General features: G+C 62.3%; 20 protein-coding genes. 11 read left to right on the plus strand and 9 right to left on the minus strand.

Features of this window, described 5'->3' with window-relative positions:
- Positions 1–41 precede the first annotated feature (41 nt).
- The gene (locus F6B93_RS03100) at positions 42–2,873 is read right to left on the minus strand and encodes an MMPL/RND family transporter (protein ID WP_211699242.1); all 2,832 of its coding nucleotides are present in this window, start codon (positions 2,871–2,873) and stop codon (positions 42–44) included.
- 62 nt (positions 2,874–2,935) lie between these two features.
- A complete protein-coding gene (locus tag F6B93_RS03105; protein WP_211697688.1) occupies positions 2,936–3,358 on the minus strand; it encodes an MmpS family transport accessory protein in 423 nt (140 codons plus the stop codon).
- Between the two features lie 375 nt (positions 3,359–3,733).
- Between F6B93_RS03105 and F6B93_RS03110 the strand changes: the two genes are divergently transcribed.
- Entirely contained in the window at positions 3,734–4,444 is a 711-nt protein-coding gene (locus F6B93_RS03110) for a TetR/AcrR family transcriptional regulator (RefSeq protein ID WP_211697689.1), read from the plus strand.
- 38 nt (positions 4,445–4,482) lie between these two features.
- Here the strand turns inward: F6B93_RS03110 and F6B93_RS03115 are convergent, their stop codons facing one another.
- From F6B93_RS03115 to F6B93_RS03130, 4 genes are all read right to left on the minus strand, one after another.
- On the minus strand, positions 4,483–4,812 hold the full coding sequence (locus F6B93_RS03115) for a hypothetical protein (protein ID WP_211697690.1): 330 nt from the start codon (positions 4,810–4,812) through the stop codon (positions 4,483–4,485).
- A 269-nt stretch (positions 4,813–5,081) separates the two neighbouring features.
- On the minus strand, positions 5,082–5,531 hold the full coding sequence (locus tag F6B93_RS03120) for a DUF5078 domain-containing protein (RefSeq protein WP_211697691.1): 450 nt from the start codon (positions 5,529–5,531) through the stop codon (positions 5,082–5,084).
- Positions 5,532–5,607: 76 nt separating this feature from the next.
- On the minus strand, positions 5,608–6,519 hold the full coding sequence (locus tag F6B93_RS03125; protein WP_211697692.1) for a crotonase/enoyl-CoA hydratase family protein: 912 nt from the start codon (positions 6,517–6,519) through the stop codon (positions 5,608–5,610).
- 31 nt (positions 6,520–6,550) lie between these two features.
- Positions 6,551–8,596, minus strand: a complete 2,046-nt coding sequence (locus F6B93_RS03130) for a prolyl oligopeptidase family serine peptidase (protein WP_211697693.1) — start codon at positions 8,594–8,596, stop codon at positions 6,551–6,553.
- A 74-nt stretch (positions 8,597–8,670) separates the two neighbouring features.
- Between F6B93_RS03130 and exaC the strand changes: the two genes are divergently transcribed.
- The 6 genes from exaC to F6B93_RS03160 are packed head-to-tail and all read left to right on the plus strand — an operon-like array spanning position 8,671 to position 13,402.
- Positions 8,671–10,194 (plus strand): acetaldehyde dehydrogenase ExaC, encoded by a 1,524-nt coding sequence (gene exaC / locus F6B93_RS03135; protein ID WP_211697694.1) that lies wholly within the window; start codon positions 8,671–8,673, stop codon positions 10,192–10,194.
- Complete coding sequence (locus F6B93_RS03140) at positions 10,194–10,721, plus strand: DUF779 domain-containing protein (protein WP_211697695.1); 528 nt, start codon at positions 10,194–10,196, stop codon at positions 10,719–10,721. Before exaC ends, F6B93_RS03140 begins: the two co-directional genes overlap by 1 nt.
- Positions 10,722–10,741: 20 nt before the next feature.
- Entirely contained in the window at positions 10,742–11,020 is a 279-nt protein-coding gene (locus F6B93_RS03145; protein WP_211697696.1) for a putative holin, read from the plus strand.
- Positions 11,013–11,684 carry a hypothetical protein gene (locus F6B93_RS03150; protein WP_211697697.1) on the plus strand — a complete coding sequence of 224 codons (672 nt, stop codon included), beginning with the start codon at positions 11,013–11,015 and terminating at the stop codon, positions 11,682–11,684. The genes F6B93_RS03145 and F6B93_RS03150 overlap by 8 nt, the downstream gene beginning before the upstream one ends.
- A 31-nt stretch (positions 11,685–11,715) precedes the next feature.
- The gene (gene lpdA, locus F6B93_RS03155) at positions 11,716–13,110 is read left to right on the plus strand and encodes a dihydrolipoyl dehydrogenase (RefSeq protein WP_211697698.1); all 1,395 of its coding nucleotides are present in this window, start codon (positions 11,716–11,718) and stop codon (positions 13,108–13,110) included.
- Positions 13,111–13,117: 7 nt separating this feature from the next.
- Entirely contained in the window at positions 13,118–13,402 is a 285-nt protein-coding gene (locus F6B93_RS03160; protein ID WP_211697699.1) for a hypothetical protein, read from the plus strand.
- Between the two features lie 7 nt (positions 13,403–13,409).
- Here F6B93_RS03160 and F6B93_RS03165 read toward each other — a convergent pair whose 3' ends face one another.
- Together F6B93_RS03165 and ramB are read right to left on the minus strand one after the other, a co-directional pair.
- Positions 13,410–13,994: a carboxymuconolactone decarboxylase family protein gene (locus F6B93_RS03165; RefSeq protein ID WP_211697700.1), complete on the minus strand. Its 585-nt coding sequence runs from the start codon at positions 13,992–13,994 to the stop codon at positions 13,410–13,412.
- Positions 13,991–15,415, minus strand: a complete 1,425-nt coding sequence (gene ramB, locus F6B93_RS03170; RefSeq protein WP_211697701.1) for an acetate metabolism transcriptional regulator RamB — start codon at positions 15,413–15,415, stop codon at positions 13,991–13,993. Before ramB ends, F6B93_RS03165 begins: the two co-directional genes overlap by 4 nt.
- A gap of 150 nt (positions 15,416–15,565) precedes the next feature.
- On the opposite strand from ramB, the gene F6B93_RS03175 reads away from it, so the two are divergent.
- From F6B93_RS03175 to F6B93_RS03190, 4 genes are all read left to right on the plus strand, one after another.
- Positions 15,566–16,360: an acyl-[acyl-carrier-protein] thioesterase gene (locus F6B93_RS03175; RefSeq protein ID WP_211697702.1), complete on the plus strand. Its 795-nt coding sequence runs from the start codon at positions 15,566–15,568 to the stop codon at positions 16,358–16,360.
- A gap of 328 nt (positions 16,361–16,688) precedes the next feature.
- Positions 16,689–17,975 carry an isocitrate lyase gene (aceA, locus tag F6B93_RS03180; RefSeq protein WP_211697703.1) on the plus strand — a complete coding sequence of 429 codons (1,287 nt, stop codon included), beginning with the start codon at positions 16,689–16,691 and terminating at the stop codon, positions 17,973–17,975.
- 101 nt (positions 17,976–18,076) lie between these two features.
- The gene (locus F6B93_RS03185) at positions 18,077–18,940 is read left to right on the plus strand and encodes a 3-hydroxybutyryl-CoA dehydrogenase (protein ID WP_211697704.1); all 864 of its coding nucleotides are present in this window, start codon (positions 18,077–18,079) and stop codon (positions 18,938–18,940) included.
- Positions 18,941–19,075: 135 nt separating this feature from the next.
- Positions 19,076–19,936, plus strand: coding sequence for a cyclopropane mycolic acid synthase family methyltransferase (locus F6B93_RS03190; RefSeq protein ID WP_211697705.1), 861 nt, complete (start codon positions 19,076–19,078; stop codon positions 19,934–19,936).
- 220 nt (positions 19,937–20,156) lie between these two features.
- Here the strand turns inward: F6B93_RS03190 and pcaA are convergent, their stop codons facing one another.
- Positions 20,157–21,020 (minus strand): cyclopropane mycolic acid synthase PcaA, encoded by an 864-nt coding sequence (gene pcaA, locus F6B93_RS03195; protein WP_211697706.1) that lies wholly within the window; start codon positions 21,018–21,020, stop codon positions 20,157–20,159.
- Positions 21,021–21,221: the final 201 nt, after the last annotated feature.

The raw sequence follows: 21,221 nt of genomic DNA on the forward strand, positions 1-21,221 counted from the left end.
TCGGCCTGGAGATGGCCACGGGCGCTATCGGTCGGACCCTCCTATCGGTTGCCGCTCAACGCTAGGGACCGTTCCGCGGGCTGCGGTGCCAGATGCTCGGCCCGGGTTCTCGCGGGGCGCGAGCGCACGCGCATCGGCCACCAGAACCAGCGGCCCAGCAGAGCGGCGATGGACGGTGTCATGAATGCGCGCACGATCAAAGTGTCGAACAGCAGGCCCAGCCCAATGGTGGTGCCCACCTGTCCAATGACCCGCAGATCGCTGACGGCCATGGATGCCATGGTGAACGCAAACACCAGGCCCGCGTTCGTGACAACCTTGCCGGTACCGCCCATCGCCCGAATGATGCCGGTGTTGATCCCGGCGTGTATCTCCTGTTTGAACCGGGAAACCAACAGCAAGTTGTAGTCGGACCCCACCGCCAGGAGAACGATGATGGACATCGCAAGCACCAGCCAGTGCAATTGAATGCCGAGAATGTGTTGCCAAACCAGTACGGACAGGCCAAAGGACGCGCCCAGTGAAACAGCCACCGTACCCACGATTACCGTGGCAGCGACAAAGGCGCGGGTGAGGATCAGCATGATGATGAAAATTAGGCACATCGAAGCGATGCCGGCGATCAAAAGGTCCCATTTGGCGCCGTCGGCGATGTCCTTGAACACTGCTCCGACGCCGGCTATGTAGATCTTCGAGTCCTCCAGCGGTGTTCCTTTCAGCGATTCTTCGGCCGCGGTGAGTATTGGGTCGATGCTGGCGATGCCTTCAGGTGATGCGGGGTCGCCACGGTGCAAGATGATGAAACGGGCGGCATGTCCGTCTGCCGACAGGAACGAGCCCATGGCGCGCTGGAAGTCTTTGTTCTCGAAGACCTCGGGCGGAAGGTAGAACGAGTCGTCGTTCTTGGCCGCGTCGAAATCCTTGCCCATTGCTGTCGCGTTGTCGCTCAGCTCCTCCATCTGATCAAAGATCCCGGTCATCGTGCTGTGGAAGGTGAGAACCATGGCACGCATGTTCTCCATGCTGTCGATCATCGGCGGGAACGTCGCGACCATCTGCGGTGTGAGTCGATCCAGGTTGCTGATGTCGCCGATGAGGGCGGTGAGCTGTTCGTCGATCTGGTCGACCCCGTCCAGCGCGGTGAATACCGATCGCAGCGACCAGCAGATCGGAATGTCGTAGCAGTGTCTTTCCCAGTAGAAATAGCTGCGCAGCGGTCTCCAGAAGTCATCGAAGTCGGCGATGTTATTGCGTAGCTCATCGGTGATTTGCTGCATCTCTTCGGTGTCGAGAAGCATGTGGTGAGTGGTGTCGGAGAGTTGTGTCATCAAGCCCTGCATCCGGCGCATGAGTGCTGCCGTCCTGCCCATCTCGTCGGCTTGTTTGACCAAATCCTCCATTCGGTCACGCTGATACCGCAGGGTCTGTAGCTGACCAGCGTTTTGCATGCTGATCAGAAACGGTATTGACGTGTGATCCATGGTCGTCCCGTCTGGACGGGTTATTGCCTGCACTCGGGAGACACCTGGAACACGGAAGATGCCCTTGGCCAATCTGTCCAGGACCAGAAAGTCCGCGGAATTCCGCATATCATGATCCGACTCGATCATGAGGATCTCCGGCTTCAACCGGGCCTGAGAGAAATGACGATCCGCGGCCTCGAATCCTTGAATGGCGGGCGTGGATCTCGGCAGATACTCCCGGTCGTTGTAGCTGTTCTGGTACCCGGGCAGGGTGAGCAGTCCTATCAGAGCGACAGCGATGGTCGCGGTCAGGACGGGCAGTGGCCAGCGAACCACCACGGTGCCGACTCGTCGCCAGCCACGCACCTTGAGCAGGCGCTTGGGGTCGAATAGTCCGAACCGGCTGCCAACCGCGAGCACTGCTGGCCCGAGGGTGAGCGCGACTCCGACCGCGACCAGCATCCCCACCGCGCAGGGTATGCCCAGGGTTTGGAAGTACGGCATCCGAGCGAAGCTCAGGCAAAAGGTCGCTCCGGCGATGGTCAGCCCGGAGCCCAAGATGACGTGAGCGACCCCGCGGTACATGGTGTAGAAGGCGGTTTCTGGGTCCTCGCCGGCCTGCCGGGCCTCTTGGTAGCGCCCGATGACGAAAATTCCGTAGTCGGTACCGGCGGCGATTGCTAGCGACGTGAGCAGGCTGACCGCGAAGGTGGAAAGTCCGAACACCCGGGCTTGGCCGAGCAGCGCGACGGCTCCCCGTGCTGCCACCAATTCCATGCCGACCGTGGCCAGCAGCAGAACCACGGTGATGGGTGACCGGTAGACGAGCATCAGCATGATGAAAATCACGACGACGGTGGTCACGGTGATCTTGATCATGGATTTGTCGCCGCTCTCGTGCATATCCGAGACCAGAGCCGACGGTCCGGTGACGTAGGCGGTGACCCCGGGCGGCGTTGGCGTCTGTTCGACGATCTTGCGGACTGCTTCGACCGATTCGTTGGCTAGTGGCTCGCCTTGGTTACCGGCAAGATTCACCTGCACATAGACGGCCTTGCCATCGTTGCTCTCCGCGCCGGCAGCCGTGAGCGGGTCGCCCCAGAAGTCCTCGATGTTGTACACATGCTTCGTGTCAGCCCGCAGCTTGTGAATCAGACGGTCGTAGTACTCGTGGGTATCGTCGCCGAGGGGATGGTCGCCCTCCAAGACGACCATCGCCACACTGTCGGATTCCCCTTCGTCAAATACCCGCGCCATGCGGCTCAATGCGATGTACGACGGCGCATCCTTGGGGCTCAGCGACACTGAACGCTCCTGGCCGACCGTTTCCAGTGGCGGGACGAACACCGTCAGCAGGACGCAAATTGCCAGCCAGCCAAGGATGATGGGCACGGCAAAGGCACGGATCATTCGCGCAATGAACGGCTTTTCGGGCTCGGTGCTGGCGGCTGGGTCGTTCGCGTAGGTGGTACTCACGCGGACTTCACCACGCAAAAGGTATAGGCGTTGACGTCGTTGGTAACTCTCTCCGCTTTGACGACGCCGTCCACGATGATACGGCAGCCAATGCTGTTGCTATTCCCTTGGGCCACAATGTTTCCCATCACTGCCGCTGCATTTGTCGTGATATCCAACGACCATGGCAAGACTGCTCCATCCACACGCTGTGGCTCCGAGTTGACGTCGAAATAGCTGATGTCGGCGACGGTTCCAGGTGGTCCGAAGATCTCGTACGTCAGCTGTTTAGGGTTGAAGGGCTTGCGACCTTCCAGGTTGCTGTCGGAATACGACGCCCGCTTTTCCGAGCCGAAGTAACTGCGGATCCGGAACACAGTGAATCCCCCGACGACGACTACCGCCAGGATGACCAGTGGAATCCAAATCCGGGATAGCAACCTGAAAATCTTTGATCCCCTTCACCGGTTAGCACAGCTACGGCAAACGATACGCCGGCCCGTCGAGCCCTTTCTGGGCCTCTCCGAAGCCCTTTCGAACACGCTTCACTGCATCTCGTTCTTCTCGCCGCGTCGGACCCCACCGCGCTGGCGCCGACCGTGGCGGCGGCGGCAGGGCCACTTGCGAACATCGCCAGTCACCTCTCGCCAGGAGCGTCGTGGTGACGGCGCAACCAAGGCTTGCCTAAGTAAACCATGGCTCGATAGTGGCCCGTCGGGAACTGTCACTCCTCTCCGTTGAGCATCTGAGTCTAACGCATATCACGTGCGTAACAGGGGTTTGCAGTTTTGGCTTCTGCTCGCAAATCACGCGCTGTGCGTTACCCTCTGGCGGTGGGGCAACTTGGCTTTCAACGCGCCCGCACCGAGGAAAACAAGCGCCAACGTGCGGCGGCACTGGTGGAAGCCGCGCGCTCGCTGGCCCTTGAGGACGGTGTTGCGTCGGTGACGTTGACCGCGGTCGCCGATCGTGCCGGAATTCACTACTCCGCAGTACGCCGCTACTTCACCTCGCACAAAGAGGTCCTCCTGCACCTCGCCGCCGAAGGCTGGGTGCGGTGGTCGGACACAGTGTGTGAGCAGTTGGGCGCAGCTGGCCCGATGTCCTCCTCGCGGGTCGCGGAAACGTTGGCCAACGGTTTGGCCGCCGACCCGCTGTTTTGTGACCTGCTGGCCAACCTTCATCTACACCTCGAACACGAGGTGGATGTGGACCGGGTTGTCGAGGTCAAACGCACTAGCACTGCCGCGGTGCTTGCTCTCGCGGCCGCGCTCGAGCAAGCGCTGCCGGCGCTCGGCCGTTCCGGCTCCTTCGACATCTTGTTGGCCGCGTACTCATTGGCGGCCACACTCTGGCAGATCGCCAACCCCCCAGAACGGCTCACCGATGCGTATGCCGAGGCTCCCGAGGTGCTCCCGCCGGAGTGGAATCTCGACTTTGCCGCCGCACTCACCCGACTACTGACGGCCACCTGCGCCGGCCTTATCTCCGAAGCGTCGTCGGCAGACTACGGTTTCACGTTATGACCGGCCGTGCGTCGCGCGCTGGTCACCAGCTAGCTTGCCTATCCTGACAACACCGCGACGTCACGGATAATGTCGCCGGGTTCGTTCACCGGCGCCCCGCAGGTGCGGCACGACGAGCTGGAGTGGCGCCTGAGCCTGCCTACCTGCACCAAAGCTTCCGCCTCGGCGCGCCAAAGGCACGCGATGCACAGGATCGCGATGGTGTTCCCAAAGGGATCGAGGTGCGGATGGTCGCATTCGTCGACTGCGTGCATATGAACGATATGGGTGGCGCGGTTGGCGCAGCCAGTCTCGCTTTGGCAGGTGATCCCACGCCAGTCAAGCGCTGCCAGCGTGTCTGGGATCTCGTTGCCAGTCGTTTGGCTCATACGTCAACCTCTCCGGGCTTCCGGACCGCCAGCGCTTCCGACAGCTGGATGCGCATCGAATATCTCGGTGCATATCTCGGGGCGTGTCTCGGGTAGCGGCCTAATTATGGTTACCGTTGTACCGCCCTGGCAAGGGTTACCGGTGCGTTGTCACTCGTCGCAGGTTGAATTCATAGAACGGCAGAGCCACATCGGCGCACTTCTGGTAGCCACTCGACGCCTGGCTGACGGCGGGTTCGGAAGAACCGTCTCGACGAAATCCGCGCCGCTTAGGCCCAGTTCCACACCGACATATCGCCGGGAGGGTATGCGTTGCACTCCGCGGTGGACTTGGCGACAACGCCCTTGTTATTGAAGAAGATCTTCATGTGGTTTCGCCATCCCCACCACAGCGGATCGATGCCATCGTAAAAATGCTCGGAATAATCCCGGCGCTCCGCTGGCGTCAGCGAGAAGAACCAGTGGGCTTTGTCCTGGGTGGCTTGTTGAAACTCGGGGTGGTTGTTGTAGTCGATCATGTACCGCTGGTAGTAGATCGGGCTGGTATCCCTGGTGGCTGCCAGTATCTGTTCGGCATCGCACGTGGTCGCGATGATCCGGCGCGGGATCGGAAAGTCTTCGGTGGAGTCGGCGACGGCCGTTTTCGGCCAGGTCACGGCGGCCATGCTGAGAGCGAGGAAGGCAGCTCCTGCGCGCAGTGCCAAATTCAGCCGAGACATGTTGGTTACCGTAGCACTTTCGGTTGGTGGGCGGGTGGGCTCGGGTGAGCCGGGATCAGATTCATAGCTCAGCTTACTACGCATCGTCATCAGGAACGATCACATGTGTCGGGTCGGGCCGGCGCTCCGGCGGGGCCTGGCTGTAGTCGCCGAACGGACCGTCGCGGCGTTCGACTGCCGCCCGCACCCCCTCGGTCTTTGCGGTCTGGATGAATTCCACTGCATCGGGAGTGTTGCGCATCAGACCGTCGAGGATGCCGCCCAGCATCTGCGTGGTTGCCAGGCCCATGTTTTCGTAGGCCTGGTTCACGATCAGCTTCTGAGCGCGCAGCTGCGACAGTGGTATCTGCGCCAGCTCGGCCGCGATCTCGGCCACTCGGGCTTCGAGCCGTTCGAACGGCACGGCTTCGTTGATCAACTCGACGTCGGCGGCCTCGACGCCGGTCAGTGGCCGGCCCGTCAGCGAGTGCCATTTGACCTTGGCCAGGCTCAGCCGATACAGCCACATCCCGGTCAGATACGCCCCCCACATCCGACTGTAAGGGGTCCCGATCACGGCGTCGCTGCTGGCGATCACGATGTCGGCGCACAGCGCATAGTCGCTCGCGCCGCCGACGCACCAGCCATGCACTTGGGCTATCACCGGCTTGGACGCCCGCCAGATGGCCATGAACTTGTGCGTCGGCCCCGTCTCGTGAGCAGTGACCATGGCGAAATCCTTGCCCGGATCCCACTGTCCATCGGTCGTGATGCCGCCCGACCAATGCTGCAACCCTCCGCCGAAGTTGTAACCTCCGGAGAAGGCGCGGCCGGCACCGCGCAGCACAATGACCTTGACTTCCGGGTCGCGCTCGGCCAACCCGATGGCGGCCTCGATCTCGTCAGGCATGGGCGGAACGATGGTATTCAGCTGGTCCGGCCGATTCAGTGTGACGGTGGCAACCGCGCCGGCCGTCGCGTAGAGCAGCGTTTCGAAGTCAGTGGCCATAGCAGCAGCGAACTCATTTCCCCGGTGTCGGTCAAGCGTCGCCCAGCATCCGGCGCAGGAATGTGTAGCTCAATGCCGACTTGAAGGCGAGCTGTTCGTTGTCGGCCGCGCCCGCGTGCCCGCCCTCGATATTCTCGTAGTACCAGACCTGGTGGCCCGCGGCACGAAGGGCGGCTGTCATCTTGCGGGCATGGCCGGGATGCACCCGATCATCGCGAGTAGACGTGGTCATGAGCACTGGCGGGTATTTCCGGGTTGTCGAAATATTCTGGTACGGCGAATAGTCGGAAATGAACTCCCAGTCGGCTGGATTGTCCGGGTCGCCGTACTCGGCCACCCACGAGGCGCCAGCCAGCAATAGGTGGTAGCGCTTCATGTCCAGTAGCGGTACGTCGCAGACCAGCGCGCCGAACTTCTCCGGGTATTTGGTCGCCATGATCCCCATCAACAGTCCGCCGTTGCTTCCGCCTCGCGCGCCGAGCTGCTCGACGGTACAGATGCCACGGTTCACCAAATCTGCGGCCACCGCCGCGAAATCCTCGGCGACCTTGTGCCTGCCCTCCCGCATCGCCTGCGTGTGCCAGCCCGGTCCGTACTCGCCGCCACCGCGGATGTTGGCCAGCGCAAAGCTGCCCCCGCGGGCCAGCCACAACCGGCCAAGCACGCCGTCGTAACCGGGTGTCCGCGCCGTCTCGAATCCGCCGTAGCCGCTCAGCAGCGTGGGGCCGGGTCCATGGGAGCTCTCGGGATCGGCAGCCCGCACGACGAAGTATGGAACCGAGGTGCCGTCATCGGACGTAGTGAAATACTGTGCCACGGAGAGGTTTTCAGCATCGAAGAAGGCCGGCGCGGACTTGATCGGGTCCAGCGGGCCGGTGTCGGTGCCGCGGAGGAGTCGCGACGGCGAGTCGAATCCACTGGAGTCGAGAAAGAACTCGTCGCCGTAGCGGTCGGCGGTCACGACGACGGTATTGGTGGCGGCTGGGATGCCAGACAGCGGTTCGCGTCGCCAGGTTCCCGGGGTGGCGATCTCGACTCGGCTGGCGACGTCGGCCAGCGTAACGATCAGCAGCCGGTCTCGGGTCCACGCGTACTGATACAACGCGGTGTGTTGGTCGGGCTCGAACACCACCTGGATTTGCGCCGTGCCGGCCAGAAAGGCTGCATAGTCGGCGGCCAGCAACGAGCCGGCACGGTATGTGGCGTTACCCAGGACCCAGTCGGAGCGCAGTTCGATCAGCAACCAGTCACGATGAATGGACACGTTCGCGTCGGTTGGTGCATCGATGCGAACCAGCTCGTCGTCGCGCAGCTCGTAGACCTCGTCGTTCCAGAAGTCGAGGGCGCGTCTTAACACGGTGCGCTCGAATCCAGGCGTCCGATCCACCGACGCCGTGACGCTCACGTCGCTGCGCGCGCCCTCGAAGATCGTCGTTGCATCGGCCAGCGGCGTGCCGCGGCTCCAGCGTTTGATCACCCGCGGATAGCCGGACGTGGTGAGCGAGTCGGGACCAAAATCGGTGCCCACCAATATGGTATCCGGGTCGGCCCAGGTGAACTGCGACTTGGCCTCCGGTAGCGCAAACCCGTCGCTCACGAATTCGCGCGTCAGCATGTCGAATTCCCGCGCAACGATCGCATCCGAGCCGCCGGGCGAGAGGCTGATCAGAGCCCGCGTGCGGTCGGGCTCGATGACGGTGGCGCCGGCCCATACCCATTTCTGGCCGTCGGCGCGGCCGAGCTCGTCGATGTCGATGAGCACATCCCATTCGGGAGTGGCCGTGCGGTAGCTGTCCAGTGTGGTGCGCCGCCACAGCCCGCGCGGATTGTCCGCGTCGCGCCAGAAGTTGTAGAGGTATTCCCGGCGTCGGCCCACGTAGGGAATGCGGGTATCGGTGTCGAGCACCTCAAGAGCCTCGGCGCGCATTCTGTCGAACTCGTCCTGGAGCTTGCCGGCGCAGAACTCTTCCATGGTTGGCTGGTTGCGCGCGCGCACCCAATCCAGTGCCTCCTCACCGTCAACCTCTTCAAGCCATAGATAGGGGTCCGTGTCGTCCGCGGCAGCCTGCGATGTCATGAAAGCCATTGTGGCCTCCGGCGGTAGTGTGAGTTGTATTGCATCTGACGAGGATCGAACGAGGAGCTGAGCCAATGACTGTCTTTTCCCGTCCGGGTTCCGCCGACGCGCTGATGTCGTACGAGTCCCGATATGAAAACTTCATTGGGGGCCAATGGGTTGCGCCCGCCGCGGGCCGATACTTCGAAAACCTGACCCCGGTAACCGGCCAGCCGTTCTGCGAGGTGCCGCGCTCCGACGCTGCCGACGTCGACAAGGCGCTCGACGCCGCGCACGCGGCGGCTCCGGCATGGGGCAAGACCGCTCCAGCCGAGCGCGCAGCGATCCTGAACAAGATCGCTGACCGCATCGACGAAAACACCGCCGCGCTGGCTCTGGCCGAAGCCTGGGACAACGGCAAACCCATCCGGGAAACGCTGGCCGCAGACATCCCGCTGGCGGCCGATCACTTCCGCTACTTCGCAGCCGCTATCCGCGCTCAGGAGGGCTCGCTGTCGCAGATCGACGAGGACATGGTCGCCTACCACTTCCACGAGCCGCTGGGGGTGGTCGCGCAGATCATTCCGTGGAACTTCCCGATCCTCATGGGTGCGTGGAAGCTTGCCCCAGCGCTCGCCGCCGGCAACGCAGTCGTGCTGAAACCCGCCGAGCAGACGCCCGCCTCGATGCTCTTCTTGATGTCGTTGATCGGTGATCTCTTGCCGCCCGGGGTAATCAACGTTGTCAACGGATTCGGCGCTGAGGCCGGCAAGCCGTTGGCATCCAGCGACCGGATCGCCAAGGTCGCGTTCACCGGGGAGACCACGACTGGCCGACTGATCATGCAGTACGCCGCGCAAACCTTGATTCCCGTCACCCTGGAACTCGGCGGCAAGAGCCCGAACATCTTCTTCTCCGACGTGATGGCCGCGGGTGACGACTTCTGCGACAAAGCGCTCGAGGGGTTCACCATGTTCGCTCTCAATCAGGGTGAGGTCTGCACCTGTCCGTCGCGCAGCCTGGTTCAGGCCGACATCTACGACGAGTTCCTGGAGTTGGCGGCGATCCGCACCAAGGCGGTCCGGCAAGGCGATCCCCTGGACACCGAAACGATGTTGGGCTCCCAAGCGTCGAATGACCAACTGGAAAAGGTGTTGTCCTACATCGAAATCGGCAAGGGCGAGGGGGCAAAGGTCATCACCGGCGGCGAGCGCGCCGACCTTGGTGGCGACCTGTCCGGCGGCTTCTATATGCAGCCGACGATCTTCAGCGGCACCAACGATATGCGGATCTTCCAGGAAGAGATTTTCGGGCCCGTCGTCGCGGTGACCCCGTTTGCCGATTACGACGACGCGATGGGCATTGCCAACGACACGCTCTATGGTCTGGGTGCCGGTGTGTGGAGTCGCGACGGCAACACCGCCTACCGTGCCGGGCGGGACATTCAAGCCGGCCGGGTTTGGGTCAACTGCTACCACGTATACCCAGCACACGCCGCGTTCGGCGGGTACAAGCAGTCTGGTTTCGGCCGTGAGAACCACAAGGTGATGCTCGATCACTACCAGCAGACCAAGAACCTGCTGGTGTCCTACTCGGATAAGGCGGTTGGGCTCTTCTGATGGTCGCACCGGCGAGCGCCCCTCCGGGCGTGCTCATCACCGCCGATGCAGCCTCGCTGCTAGCGCGGCTGCAGGATCGCCATGGTCCGGTGATGTTCCACCAATCCGGCGGGTGCTGCGACGGGTCGTCGCCGATGTGTTACCCGAGCGGGGATTTCCTCGTCGGTGACCGCGACGTATTGCTTGGTGTGCTCGATGTCGGCCCATCATCGGGCTCGGACGGAGTCCCGGTGTGGATCTCGGGTCCCCAGTACGAAGCCCATTACCAGGGAGAAAAGCAGACCCAGCTGGTCATCGACGTCGTGGCCGGGCGCGGCGGCGGGTTCAGTCTGGAGGCGCCGGAGGGTGTGCGGTTCCTCAGCCGCGGTCGCGTCCTCACCGCGGCCGAGAAGGTGTTGCTGCAAGCTCAACCGGTGATCACCGGTGCCGGGTACGCCCGTGGTGAACGTCCGCCGTCGCGTGGTCATATCGTCGATCTCGATGACCACGATGCCGCGCCGGGCACGTGCCGCGCCACTGGGCAGTAACCGCAGTAAGGTCGTACACCGTGATTCCCCTACCACGGTCATGGCTGCTGACAAGCGCCATGCTGGTTGGCACGGCACTCGGGGTGCTCGCGGGGGTGGCGTTCACCGTGCTGGTCAGATCCCCGATCCGGCCAGATTTCGTCATTGCGCTGGTCGTCGGGATTCCCACGGTGACCGGGATGGCGGTCGTCCTGCTGTCCGGGCGTCGGTGGGTCACGATGGTGGGGGCATTCATCCTGGCGATGGCGCCGGGTTGGTTCGGTGTGCTGGTCGCGATCCAGGTGGCATCCGGTGGCTGACGACGGGCACCCGGCGGCGCCAGGCACTGAGCCTTTTATGCCGGATTTCGACGACATCGGCGAGCCCTCGGTGCCGTTCGTGCCGGATTTCGACACGGACGCCCAGCCCGTTGTTGCTGTGGCAAGCCCGAAGAAGTCTCGCCTGAGAATACGATCCCGCCTGAATAGGCAGCCCGGCCGGACAAAGAAGTCCGGCCCCCCGAAGAGATCCGGGGCGCACCGGACGCGGCAGCACGAGGACGAGCTCGAAGGTTCAGGGCCAGCCGGCATCGCGCAGGAGCCTACGCCCGATGCTTCGGCCACCGACGGGGCTGCCGCCCCGGTGGCGGTTCCTGGCAGGTACCAGTATGTGAAGTGGTGGAAACTGCTGTTGGTGGTGCTCGGCGTCTGGTTCGGCGCGGCGCCGGTCGGGCTGAGCTTGTTCTACTGGTGGTATCACACCATCGACAAAACGCTGACGGTGTTCGTCGTGTTGGCCTACGTCGTCGTGTGCACTGTGGGCGGCCTGATGCTGTCAATGGTGCGACGCAGACCGTTGATCGCGGCCCTGTCGCTTGCGGTGATGTCGGGACCGTTCGCCTCGGTCGCCGCCGCGGCACCGCTCTACGGTTACTATTACTGTGAGCGGGCTAGTCGTTGCCTGATTGGCGTCATCCCCTACTAGGTTTGTCGCGCCGGGCCACTAGGGTGGTGGCGTGACTCACTACGACGTCGTTGTTCTCGGAGCCGGACCCGGTGGATATGTCGCCGCAATCCGTGCCGCACAGCTCGGTCTGAAGACTGCAATCGTTGAACCCAAGTACTGGGGCGGCGTATGCCTCAACGTCGGCTGTATTCCTTCCAAAGCCTTGCTGCGCAATGCCGAGCTGGTCCACATTTTTTCCAAAGACGCCAAGAGTTTCGGCATGAGCGGCGAAGTGACCTTCGACTATGGGGTTGCCTATGACCGGAGCCGCAAGGTGGCCGATGGCCGCGTTGTCGGCGTGCACTACCTCATGAAGAAAAACAAGATCACCGAGATCCATGGCTATGGCCGATTCACCGATGCCAACACGCTATCGGTCGATCTCAACGATTCGGGCACAGAAACCGTCACCTTCGACAACGCCATCATCGCCACCGGTAGTAGTACCCGATTGGTTCCCGGTACCGAGTTGTCAACCAACGTCGTCACCTACGAGGAGCAGATCCTGTCCCGGGAGCTGCCCAAGTCGATCGTTATCGCCGGAGCCGGCGCAATCGGCATGGAGTTCGGCTATGTGCTGAAGAACTACGGCGTCGACGTCACGATCGTGGAATTCTTGCCGCGGGCACTGCCCAACGAGGACGCCGAGGTGTCCAAGGAGATCGAGAGGCAGTTCAAGAAGCTCGGCGTCAAGGTTCGCACCGCAACCAAAGTGGAGTCGATCTCCGACGACGGGTCGCAAGTCACTGTCACCGTGAGCAAGGGCGACAAGACCGAGGAGCTCAAGGCCGACAAGGTGTTGCAGGCCATCGGGTTTGCGCCCAACGTGGAGGGATACGGTCTGGACAAGGCGGGCGTCGAACTGACCGAGCGCGGGGCGATCGGTATCGACGACTACATGCACACCAATGTGCCGCACATCTACGCGATTGGTGACGTCACCGGTCTGCTGCAGCTTGCCCATGTTGCCGAGGCGCAGGGCATCGTGGCAGCCGAAACCATCGCAGGCGCAGAGACCTTGGCACTCGGTGACTATCGCATGTTGCCGCGGGCCACGTTCTGCCAGCCGCAGGTTGCCAGCTTCGGACTCACCGAGCAGCAAGCCCGGGACGAAGGTTACGACGTCGTCGTCGCCAAATTCCCGTTCACGGCGAACGCTAAAGCACACGGTCTGGGCGATCCCAGCGGGTTCGTCAAGCTGGTGGCCGATGCCAAACGGGGTGAGCTGCTGGGCGGGCATCTGATCGGCCACGATGTATCCGAGCTGCTGCCGGAACTCACGCTGGCGCAAAAGTGGGACCTGAGTGCCGCCGAACTGGCTCGCAACGTGCACACTCACCCCACGATGTCGGAGGCACTGCAGGAGTGCTTCCACGGTTTGACTGGCCACATGATCAACTTCTGAGCCAACGATGAGGCCTCACGAGACCACCGGGACCGTTGCGGGTGCTATCGGGGGTGCGGCACTCGGCTATGTCTTCTGGCTGGTCGCCATTTCGATCGGCGAGGACTTCTCAACGGTGAGTCGGTGGAGCCGGATCGTGTTGCTGGTGTCGGTTGCGCTAGCGATCGGCGCGGCCATCGGGGGTTTGCTCTTGCGATGGCGGCGCAAATATGCCTGGTCGGCGTTTGCGTTCTGTTTGCCGGTTCTTCCGGTCGTGCTGACGTTGGCCGTGCTGGCCGACGTCTACCTGTGATCGGCGGCTAGCGTTTGTCGACCGGGTTGTCCAGAGGGATAGCGAGGGCAGTCACCGTCGCGGCGATCCCGTCGTATTGAGTTGCGAGCATGCAGAATTCGATCAACCGTTGCCGATTGAGGTGAGTGGCCAACTGCTGAAACGTGTCGGCCGTGACCGAACGATTCGTGATCAACTCATCGGTTGCTTGCAGTAGCGCCTGTTGGCGGGCGCTCAAGACTTTCCGGGGACCGTCTGACTCGGGAGCCTCCGGCCACGCGAAAATCGTGGCCTGCGTTTGTGCATCCAGCCCCGCACCGCGGGCGATCCGGCGATGGTGCTGGAGCTCGTACTCGCAAGAGCGTAGGTGCGCGACCCGCAAGATCACCAGCTCGGTATCGGCGCGGGGCAGCCGTCCGCGCAGGAGCCGCCCGCCGTAGAGCAGGAAAGCCCAAAACAGCGACTGGCGATAACCCAGCGTGGCGAACAGGTGCATCCTCGGCGCCCGCAGCACGCGGGCGCCCACCTTGGCGATCACCCAATTGATCGGCCCGAGCTGGCGCAATCCGCCGGGCGGGATGCGCGCGATATCGCCAGATTGCGCCTCGGTCATGCCGGCTTCACCAGGTACGGGGACACGGTGCTGCGGTGCGCGTCGAGGTCCAATGCGCGCCCCAGGGCGGGGAATGCCCGCTGCGGACAGTTGTCGCGTTCGCACACGCGGCATCCCGCGCCGATTGGTGTAGCCACAATATTCGGGTCGCCCGACAAGTCGAGTCCTTCCGAGTAGGCGAGCCGGTGAGCGTGGCGGAGTTCGCAGCCCAGCCCGATCGCGAAGGTCTTACCGGGCTGACCATACCGGGCGGCGCGGCGCTCGACAGTTCTGGCCACCCACAGGTAGTTGCGGCCGTCCGGCATCTGGGCGATCTGCACCAGGATTTTGCCCGGGTTGGCAAACGTCTCGTAGACGTTCCACAGGGGGCAGGTGCCGCCGCTGGAAGAGAAGTGAAAGCCGGTGGCCGACTGGCGCTTTGACATGTTCCCAGCCCGGTCGACGCGGACGAAGGAGAACGGTACGCCACGCATGGACGGCCGTTGCAGTGTCGACAAGCGGTGTGCGATGGTCTCGTAGCTCACCGAGTAGAACGCCGACAACCGCTCGACGTCGTAGCGGAAGTTCTCCGCAACATCATGAAACTGGCGGTAGGGCAGCACCGCGGCGGCGGCGAAGTAGTTGGCAAGGCCGAGCCGCGCCAGCGTGCGCGACTCGTCGCTGGTGAACTTGCCTTCGGTGACCATGCTGTCGATCAGGTCGCCAAATTCGAGATATGCCAGTTCGGCGGCCATCTTGAACACCTGCTGACCCCATGCCAGGTGGCTACTGATCTCGAGTGTCTTCGTAGTCGGGTCATAGTGGTGCAGCACGGTATCGCCGAGATCAATCCGCTTGGCGATGCGTACTCCATGCAACTCGGTGAGTCGACGGGTCAATTCGCGGGACAGGTCGCCGTGGTGCATCCGCATTTTGGTCGTGAGGTCTTCAGCGGCGGTGTCCAGCTCGTGCAGATAGTTCTGGCGTTGGTAGAAATAGTCGCGCACCTCTTCGTGCGGCATGGTGATTGATCCGGTACCGCTGCCATCAAAGAATCGCTCCTCGGTGGCAGCGGCCAGCTGGGCGGTGGTGATCCGATAGCGTCGATGCAGATTGACCATCGCGCGAGCCAGGCCGGGATGAACACTGACCAATTCGGCGACTTCAGTCGGGGCGATGTCGACGTCCAGATCGCGGTCCATGGTCACCTCGCGGAGCTCGGCGATCAGACGCGTGTCGTCCTGAGAGGCAAAAAAGGTCGCGTCGACCCCGAACACCTCGGTGATCCGCAGGAGGACCGCCACGGTCAGCGGGCGAACGTCGTGCTCGATCTGGTTGAGGTAGCTCGGTGATATCTCGAGCATCTGAGCCAGCGCGGCCTGGCTGAAACCGCGCTCGCTGCGTAGCTGGCGCACACGTGCGCCGACATACGTCTTCGACACCTGGTCAAGCCTACCTGGCGTTGCGAAGGCTTCATTAGCAGAGTTCGCACCGGCGCGCGATTGGTGTTTCCGTGACGTCATTGGCATGATTCGCACCGGCGATCTCGGGTTGATCTGAGGCACCGACGAGGAGGAAACGGGGACTTAGCCGTGAGCCTGGACAAAGAATTGATGCCCGTGCCCGACGGTCACCCCGATGTGTTCGATCGCGAATGGCCACTGCGCGTCGGCGATATCGAGCGCACGGGCCGCCTGCGGTTGGACGCTGCTGCCCGGCATATTCAAGACATCGGCCAGGACCAGCTGCGCGAAATGGGCTTCGAGGAAACCCACCCGCTGTGGATCGTGCGCCGCACCATGGTCGATCTGGTCCGACCCATCGAATTCCAGGACATGCTGAGATGCCGGCGCTGGTGCTCGGGTACTTCGAATCGCTGGTGTGAGATGCGGGTCCGGATCGATGGACGCAAGAGCGGGCTGATCGAGTCCGAGGCGTTCTGGATCCATGTCAATAAGGAAACGGAGATGCCGGCGCGCATCGCCGACGACTTCCTGGCGGGTCTGCACAAGACCACCGCCGTTGATCGGCTTCGGTGGAAGAGCTATGTGAAGCCCGGGACCCGCGAGGACGCCACGGAAATCCACGAGTTCCCGGTCCGGGTCACCGATATTGACCTCTTCGACCACATGAACAACTCGGTGTACTGGAGTGTGATCGAGGACTACTTGTGGTCCCACCCGGAGTTGCTGCGCGGGCCGCTGCGCGTCACGATCGAACACGAGGCGCCGGTTGCGCTAGGCGACAAGCTGGAGATCATTGCGCACGTTCACCCGGCGGGCTCGACCGACCAGTTCGGTCCCGGCCTGACCGATCGCGCTGTTACAACGCTCACATACGCCGTCGGCGACGAGACGAAGGCCGTCGCCGCGCTGTTCGCTCTGTAGGCCTCGGCGCCGAATCGCCCGCCTTCTCGGAAACGCCGCTTCACCTGCGGATTGTGGTTACTGGCCAGTAGCTACTGTAACGGTTCAGTAATCTCACTCCTTCGCAACATTAGCAAAATTCGGCTGCGGCATTGCGGAAATTTGCAAGTGGAATCGGTAGACGATGTCGATGAGCTGTGCCATCGTCGACTTAGCACGCAAGTGAAGTTGAGTCCCGGCGCCGCCGCAAGATGGTCCGGCATTCAACAGCCGATTCACCAGCCATGGATGGTTGTCAGCCGTTCATCGGCCTGGTGATAGGCCCGGAAGAGCATGAAGGAGCAGCCCGATGTCTGTCGTTGGCACCCCGAAAAGCGCTGAGCAGATCCAGCACGACTGGGACCACAACCCGCGCTGGCGGGGCATCACCCGCACGTACACTCCCCAGGATGTCGTGGCCCTTCAGGGGCACGTCGTCGAGGAGCACACCTTGGCACGCCGTGGCGCCGAAGTGCTGTGGGAGCAGTTGCACGACCTGGAGTTCGTCAACGCGCTGGGCGCGCTGACCGGCAACATGGCTGTCCAACAAGTGCGCGCCGGCCTCAAGGCGATCTACTTGTCTGGTTGGCAGGTGGCCGGCGACGCCAACCTGTCGGGCCACACCTACCCCGACCAAAGCCTGTACCCAGCCAATTCGGTGCCCCAGGTCGTCCGGCGTATCAACAACGCATTGCTGCGCGCCGATGAGATTGCCAAAGTCGAAGGCGACCGTTCAGTCGGCAACTGGTTGGTGCCGATCGTCGCCGACGGTGAGGCGGGCTTCGGTGGTGCGCTCAACGTCTACGAGCTGCAGAAAGCCATGATCGCCGCTGGTGTCGCCGGTTCGCACTGGGAGGACCAGCTGGCATCCGAGAAGAAGTGCGGCCACCTGGGTGGCAAGGTGCTCATCCCCACTCAGCAGCACATTCGCACCCTGACCTCGGCTCGATTGGCGGCTGACGTCGCAGACGTGCCGACCGTTGTCATCGCGCGTACTGATGCCGAGGCGGCCACGTTGATCACCTCCGATGTCGACGAGCGCGACCGCCGATTCATTGCCGGCGACCGCACCAAGGAAGGCTTCTACCGCGTGAAGAATGGCCTCGAGCCCTGCATCGCGCGCGCCAAGGCCTACGCGCCGTTTGCTGATCTGATCTGGATGGAGACCGGCACGCCGGACCTGGAGCTGGCGAAGAAGTTTGCTGAGAGCGTCAAGGCTGAGTTCCCGGACCAGATGCTGGCCTACAACTGCTCGCCATCGTTCAACTGGCGCAAGCACCTCGACGACGCCACCATCGCGAAGTTCCAGAAAGAGCTGGGTGCTATGGGGTTCAAGTTCCAGTTCATCACGCTGGCCGGTTTCCACGCCCTGAACTACTCGATGTTCGATCTGGCCTATGGTTACGCGCGCAACCAGATGAGCGCCTACGTCGAACTGCAGGAGCGTGAGTTTGCCGCCGAGGAGCGCGGCTACACGGCCACCAAGCACCAGCGCGAAGTTGGTGCGGGCTACTTCGACCGGATTGCCACCACGGTGGACCCGACGTCGTCGACGACGGCTTTGGCCGGCTCCACCGAAGAGGGCCAGTTCCACTGAGCGGCTGCTCGCCGCTGGGGAAGTAGCATAGGCCCCGCCCAGCCAACCTGGGCGGGGCCTGTTGCGCTGTCGGACACCATTCGTAGGAAAGAGAACAAACTGTGAGCGATGCGGCGATTCAGCGGGTCGGGGTTGTCGGGGCTGGGCAGATGGGGTCGGGCATTGCCGAGGTCTGCGCGCGTGCCGGCGTCGACGTGGCGGTTTTCGAAGGCACCGAGGCGCTGATCACCGCCGGACGCAACCGCATTGTGAAGTCTCTTGAGCGCGGCGTCAGCGCGGGCAAAGTGACTGAACGCGAGCGCGACCGTGCGCTCGCCACGTTGTCGTTCACGACTGACCTGAGCGATTTTGCTGACCGGCAGCTTGTGATCGAAGCCATTGTGGAGGACGAGGCCGTCAAGGCCCGAGTCTTCTCCGAACTGGACCAAGTGGTCACCGATCCCGACGCGGTGCTCGCGTCGAACACCTCCAGCATCCCCATCATGAAAATCGCTGCGGCGACCAAGCATCCGCAGCGTGTGCTGGGCTTGCACTTCTTCAATCCGGTCCCGGTGCTGCCGCTGGTTGAGTTGGTCTGCACCCTGGCCACCGACGAGGCTGCCGCCACCCGCACCGAAGAGTTTGCCAGCGCGATCCTAGGCAAACAGGTCGTTCGATGTTCGGATCGGTCCGGCTTCGTGGTGAACGCGCTACTGGTGCCGTACTTGCTGTCGGCGATCCGGATGGTCGAGGCGGGATTTGCCACCATCGAAGATGTCGACAAGGCAGTCGTCGCGGGGCTGTCGCATCCTATGGGACCCCTGCGGCTTTCCGACCTTGTTGGCCTGGATACGCTCAAGTTGATTGCGGACAAGATGTTTGAGGAATTCAAGGAGCCGCAGTACGGGCCGCCTCCGCTGTTGCTGCGGATGGTTGAGGCGGGCCGGTTGGGCAAAAAATCGGGTCGAGGTTTCTACACGTACTGAAGCTTCCGAGCCGGCCGCAGGCGCCCCTTATGCCCGGTTCGCCGGGCTCCGGCGGCCAAGCCGTGATCGTGTGACAGCGGTTGTCGGTATCCGGTAGTATTTTTCGCGATCAGCAGACGAGAGGCATTTCCACACATGACTGACTTGAGGCCTTTTTACGAAGAGTCGCAATCCATCTATGACGTTTCCGATGAGTTTTTTGCGCTATTTCTTGACCCCACGATGGCCTACACCTGCGCGTACTTCGAACGCGATGACATGACTTTGGAAGAGGCGTCTAACGCGAAGTTCGATCTCGCCTTGGGCAAACTGAATCTAGAGCCCGGGATGACGCTCCTCGATATCGGGTGCGGCTGGGGTGGCGGGCTGCAGCGAGCGATAGAGAAGTACGACGTCAACGTCATTGGTATTACCCTCAGTCGCAATCAGTTCGAGTACAGCAAGGCCAAACTCGCGAAGATCCCGACCGAGCGCTCCGTGGAGGTGCGATTGCAAGGTTGGGAGGAATTCGAGGACAAGGTCGACCGGATCGTCACCATCGGTGCTTTCGAGGCGTTCAAGATGGAGCGCTATTCGGCCTTCTTCGAGCGATCCTATAACATCCTTCCCGACGATGGCCGGATGTTGTTGCACACGATTCTCACCTATACCCAGAAACAAATGCATGAAATGGGTGTCAAGGTGACGATGAGCGATATCCGATTCATGCGATTCATCGGTACCGAAATTTTCCCGGGTGGACAGTTGCCGGCGCAGGAAGACATTTTCAAGTTCGCACAGGCGGCCGGTTTTTCCGTCGAAAGAGTCCAATTGTTGCAAAAGCACTACGAGCGGACGCTGAATATCTGGGCGGCAAACCTGAAAGCGAACAAAGACCGAGCCATCGCCATGCAGTCTGAAGCCATATACGACAAGTACATGCACTATCTGACCGGGTGCGAAAACTTCTTCCGCAAGGGCATTAGCAACATTGGGCAGTTCACTTTGACGAAGTAGCGAAATGCCGCGCTGCTATCTCGCCGACTTGTCGCGGGTCCAGCTGGGGGATTATGTGCGTGTTCGGGCCGGTTCGTGTGAGCGGGTGGGCCTCGGCGCATCGGCGCATCAGGCTTAAGCCGGACTACACATCGGCTCTGCTTAGCCGTCTTGCTAGCCGTCTGGTTATCTGTCGTGGCCGCCGGCTTGCGGTCACGACGCCGCTGCTGGCTTGTGTTGGTTACTTTTCCAGGGTGAACTGGTTGATGTCGGTATAACCCTGGCGGAACAGCTTCGCGCACCCCGTCAGGTACTTCATATAGCTGTCGTAGACCTTTTGCGATTGGATCGCGATGGCTTGTTCCCTATTGGCTTCAAGGGCCGCCGCCCAGGTGTCGAGGGTCCTCGCATAGTGCAGTTGCAATGACTGGATCCGAGTGAGGTTGAAACCGACCTTTTCGGCGTGCTCTTCTACCGTGGGGATCGACGGTAGCCAGCCGCCGGGGAAGATCTCCGCGAGGATGAATTGGGTGAAGTGCACGATTTCGCGCGTCAACGGCAGACCCTTTTGCCTGGCTTCCCGAAAGGTGGGGCGCACGATCGTGTGCAGCAGCATCACGCCATCTTCCGGCAACGCGCGGTAGGTCACCTCAAAGAAATGGTGATAGCGCTGGTGGCCAAAGTGTTCGAAGGCGCCGATCGAGACAATGCGGTCGACCGGCTCGTGGAACTTCTCCCAGCCCTCGAGTAGGACGCGTCTGGTGCGCGGGGTGTCCATCTCGTCGAACATGCTCTGGACGTGCGCGGCCTGGTTTTCGGACAACGTCAGACCCACGACGTTGACGTCATATTTTTCGATTGCGCGTCGCATCGTCGCGCCCCAGCCACAGCCGATATCGAGCAGCGTCATCCCGGGCTCGAGCTTGAGTTTGCCCAGTGCCAGATCGATCTTGGCGATCTGCGCTTCTTCAAGTGTCATGTCGTCGCGTTCGAAATACGCGCAGCTGTACGTCTGGGTGGGGTCGAGGAACAGCCGGAAGAAGTCGTCGGACAGATCGTAGTGGGCCTGTACATTGCCGAACTGCGGTGTGAGCTGCACGGACATACCGATATTGAGCCTTTCTGTGTCCGGTACCTGCGAGGCGCAGGCCCCGGGGCACCCCGATTGCCACCGGGTGCACCTCCTGCATGCTAGCTGTTCTGGCCTGTTCTAGCTGCATCCTGGGCCGCGCCGGGGCCGTCGTCGCTTGCCGGAGGTCAGCCGGAATCCCGGAGGTGCGCCTGCCCGCCCATATCGGGAAGGCCT

Origin of the sequence: Mycobacterium spongiae (assembly GCF_018278905.1) — a bacterium.
GTDB classification, from domain to species: Bacteria; Actinomycetota; Actinomycetes; order Mycobacteriales; family Mycobacteriaceae; genus Mycobacterium; species Mycobacterium spongiae.

Excerpts from the sequence above, each read along its gene's own strand:
- F6B93_RS03100 (WP_211699242.1), bottom strand. The coding sequence starts at position 2,873 with ATGATCCGTGCCTTTGCCGTGCCCATCATCCTTGGCTGGCTGGCAATT.
- F6B93_RS03115 (WP_211697690.1), bottom strand. The coding sequence starts at position 4,812 with ATGAGCCAAACGACTGGCAACGAGATCCCAGACACGCTGGCAGCGCTT.
- F6B93_RS03120 (WP_211697691.1), bottom strand. The coding sequence starts at position 5,531 with ATGTCTCGGCTGAATTTGGCACTGCGCGCAGGAGCTGCCTTCCTCGCT.
- F6B93_RS03125 (WP_211697692.1), bottom strand. The coding sequence starts at position 6,519 with ATGGCCACTGACTTCGAAACGCTGCTCTACGCGACGGCCGGCGCGGTT.
- F6B93_RS03130 (WP_211697693.1), bottom strand. The coding sequence starts at position 8,596 with ATGACATCGCAGGCTGCCGCGGACGACACGGACCCCTATCTATGGCTT.
- exaC (WP_211697694.1), top strand. The coding sequence starts at position 8,671 with ATGACTGTCTTTTCCCGTCCGGGTTCCGCCGACGCGCTGATGTCGTAC.
- F6B93_RS03140 (WP_211697695.1), top strand. The coding sequence starts at position 10,194 with ATGGTCGCACCGGCGAGCGCCCCTCCGGGCGTGCTCATCACCGCCGAT.
- F6B93_RS03160 (WP_211697699.1), top strand. The coding sequence starts at position 13,118 with ATGAGGCCTCACGAGACCACCGGGACCGTTGCGGGTGCTATCGGGGGT.
- F6B93_RS03165 (WP_211697700.1), bottom strand. The coding sequence starts at position 13,994 with ATGACCGAGGCGCAATCTGGCGATATCGCGCGCATCCCGCCCGGCGGA.
- aceA (WP_211697703.1), top strand. The coding sequence starts at position 16,689 with ATGTCTGTCGTTGGCACCCCGAAAAGCGCTGAGCAGATCCAGCACGAC.
- F6B93_RS03190 (WP_211697705.1), top strand. The coding sequence starts at position 19,076 with ATGACTGACTTGAGGCCTTTTTACGAAGAGTCGCAATCCATCTATGAC.
- pcaA (WP_211697706.1), bottom strand. The coding sequence starts at position 21,020 with ATGTCCGTGCAGCTCACACCGCAGTTCGGCAATGTACAGGCCCACTAC.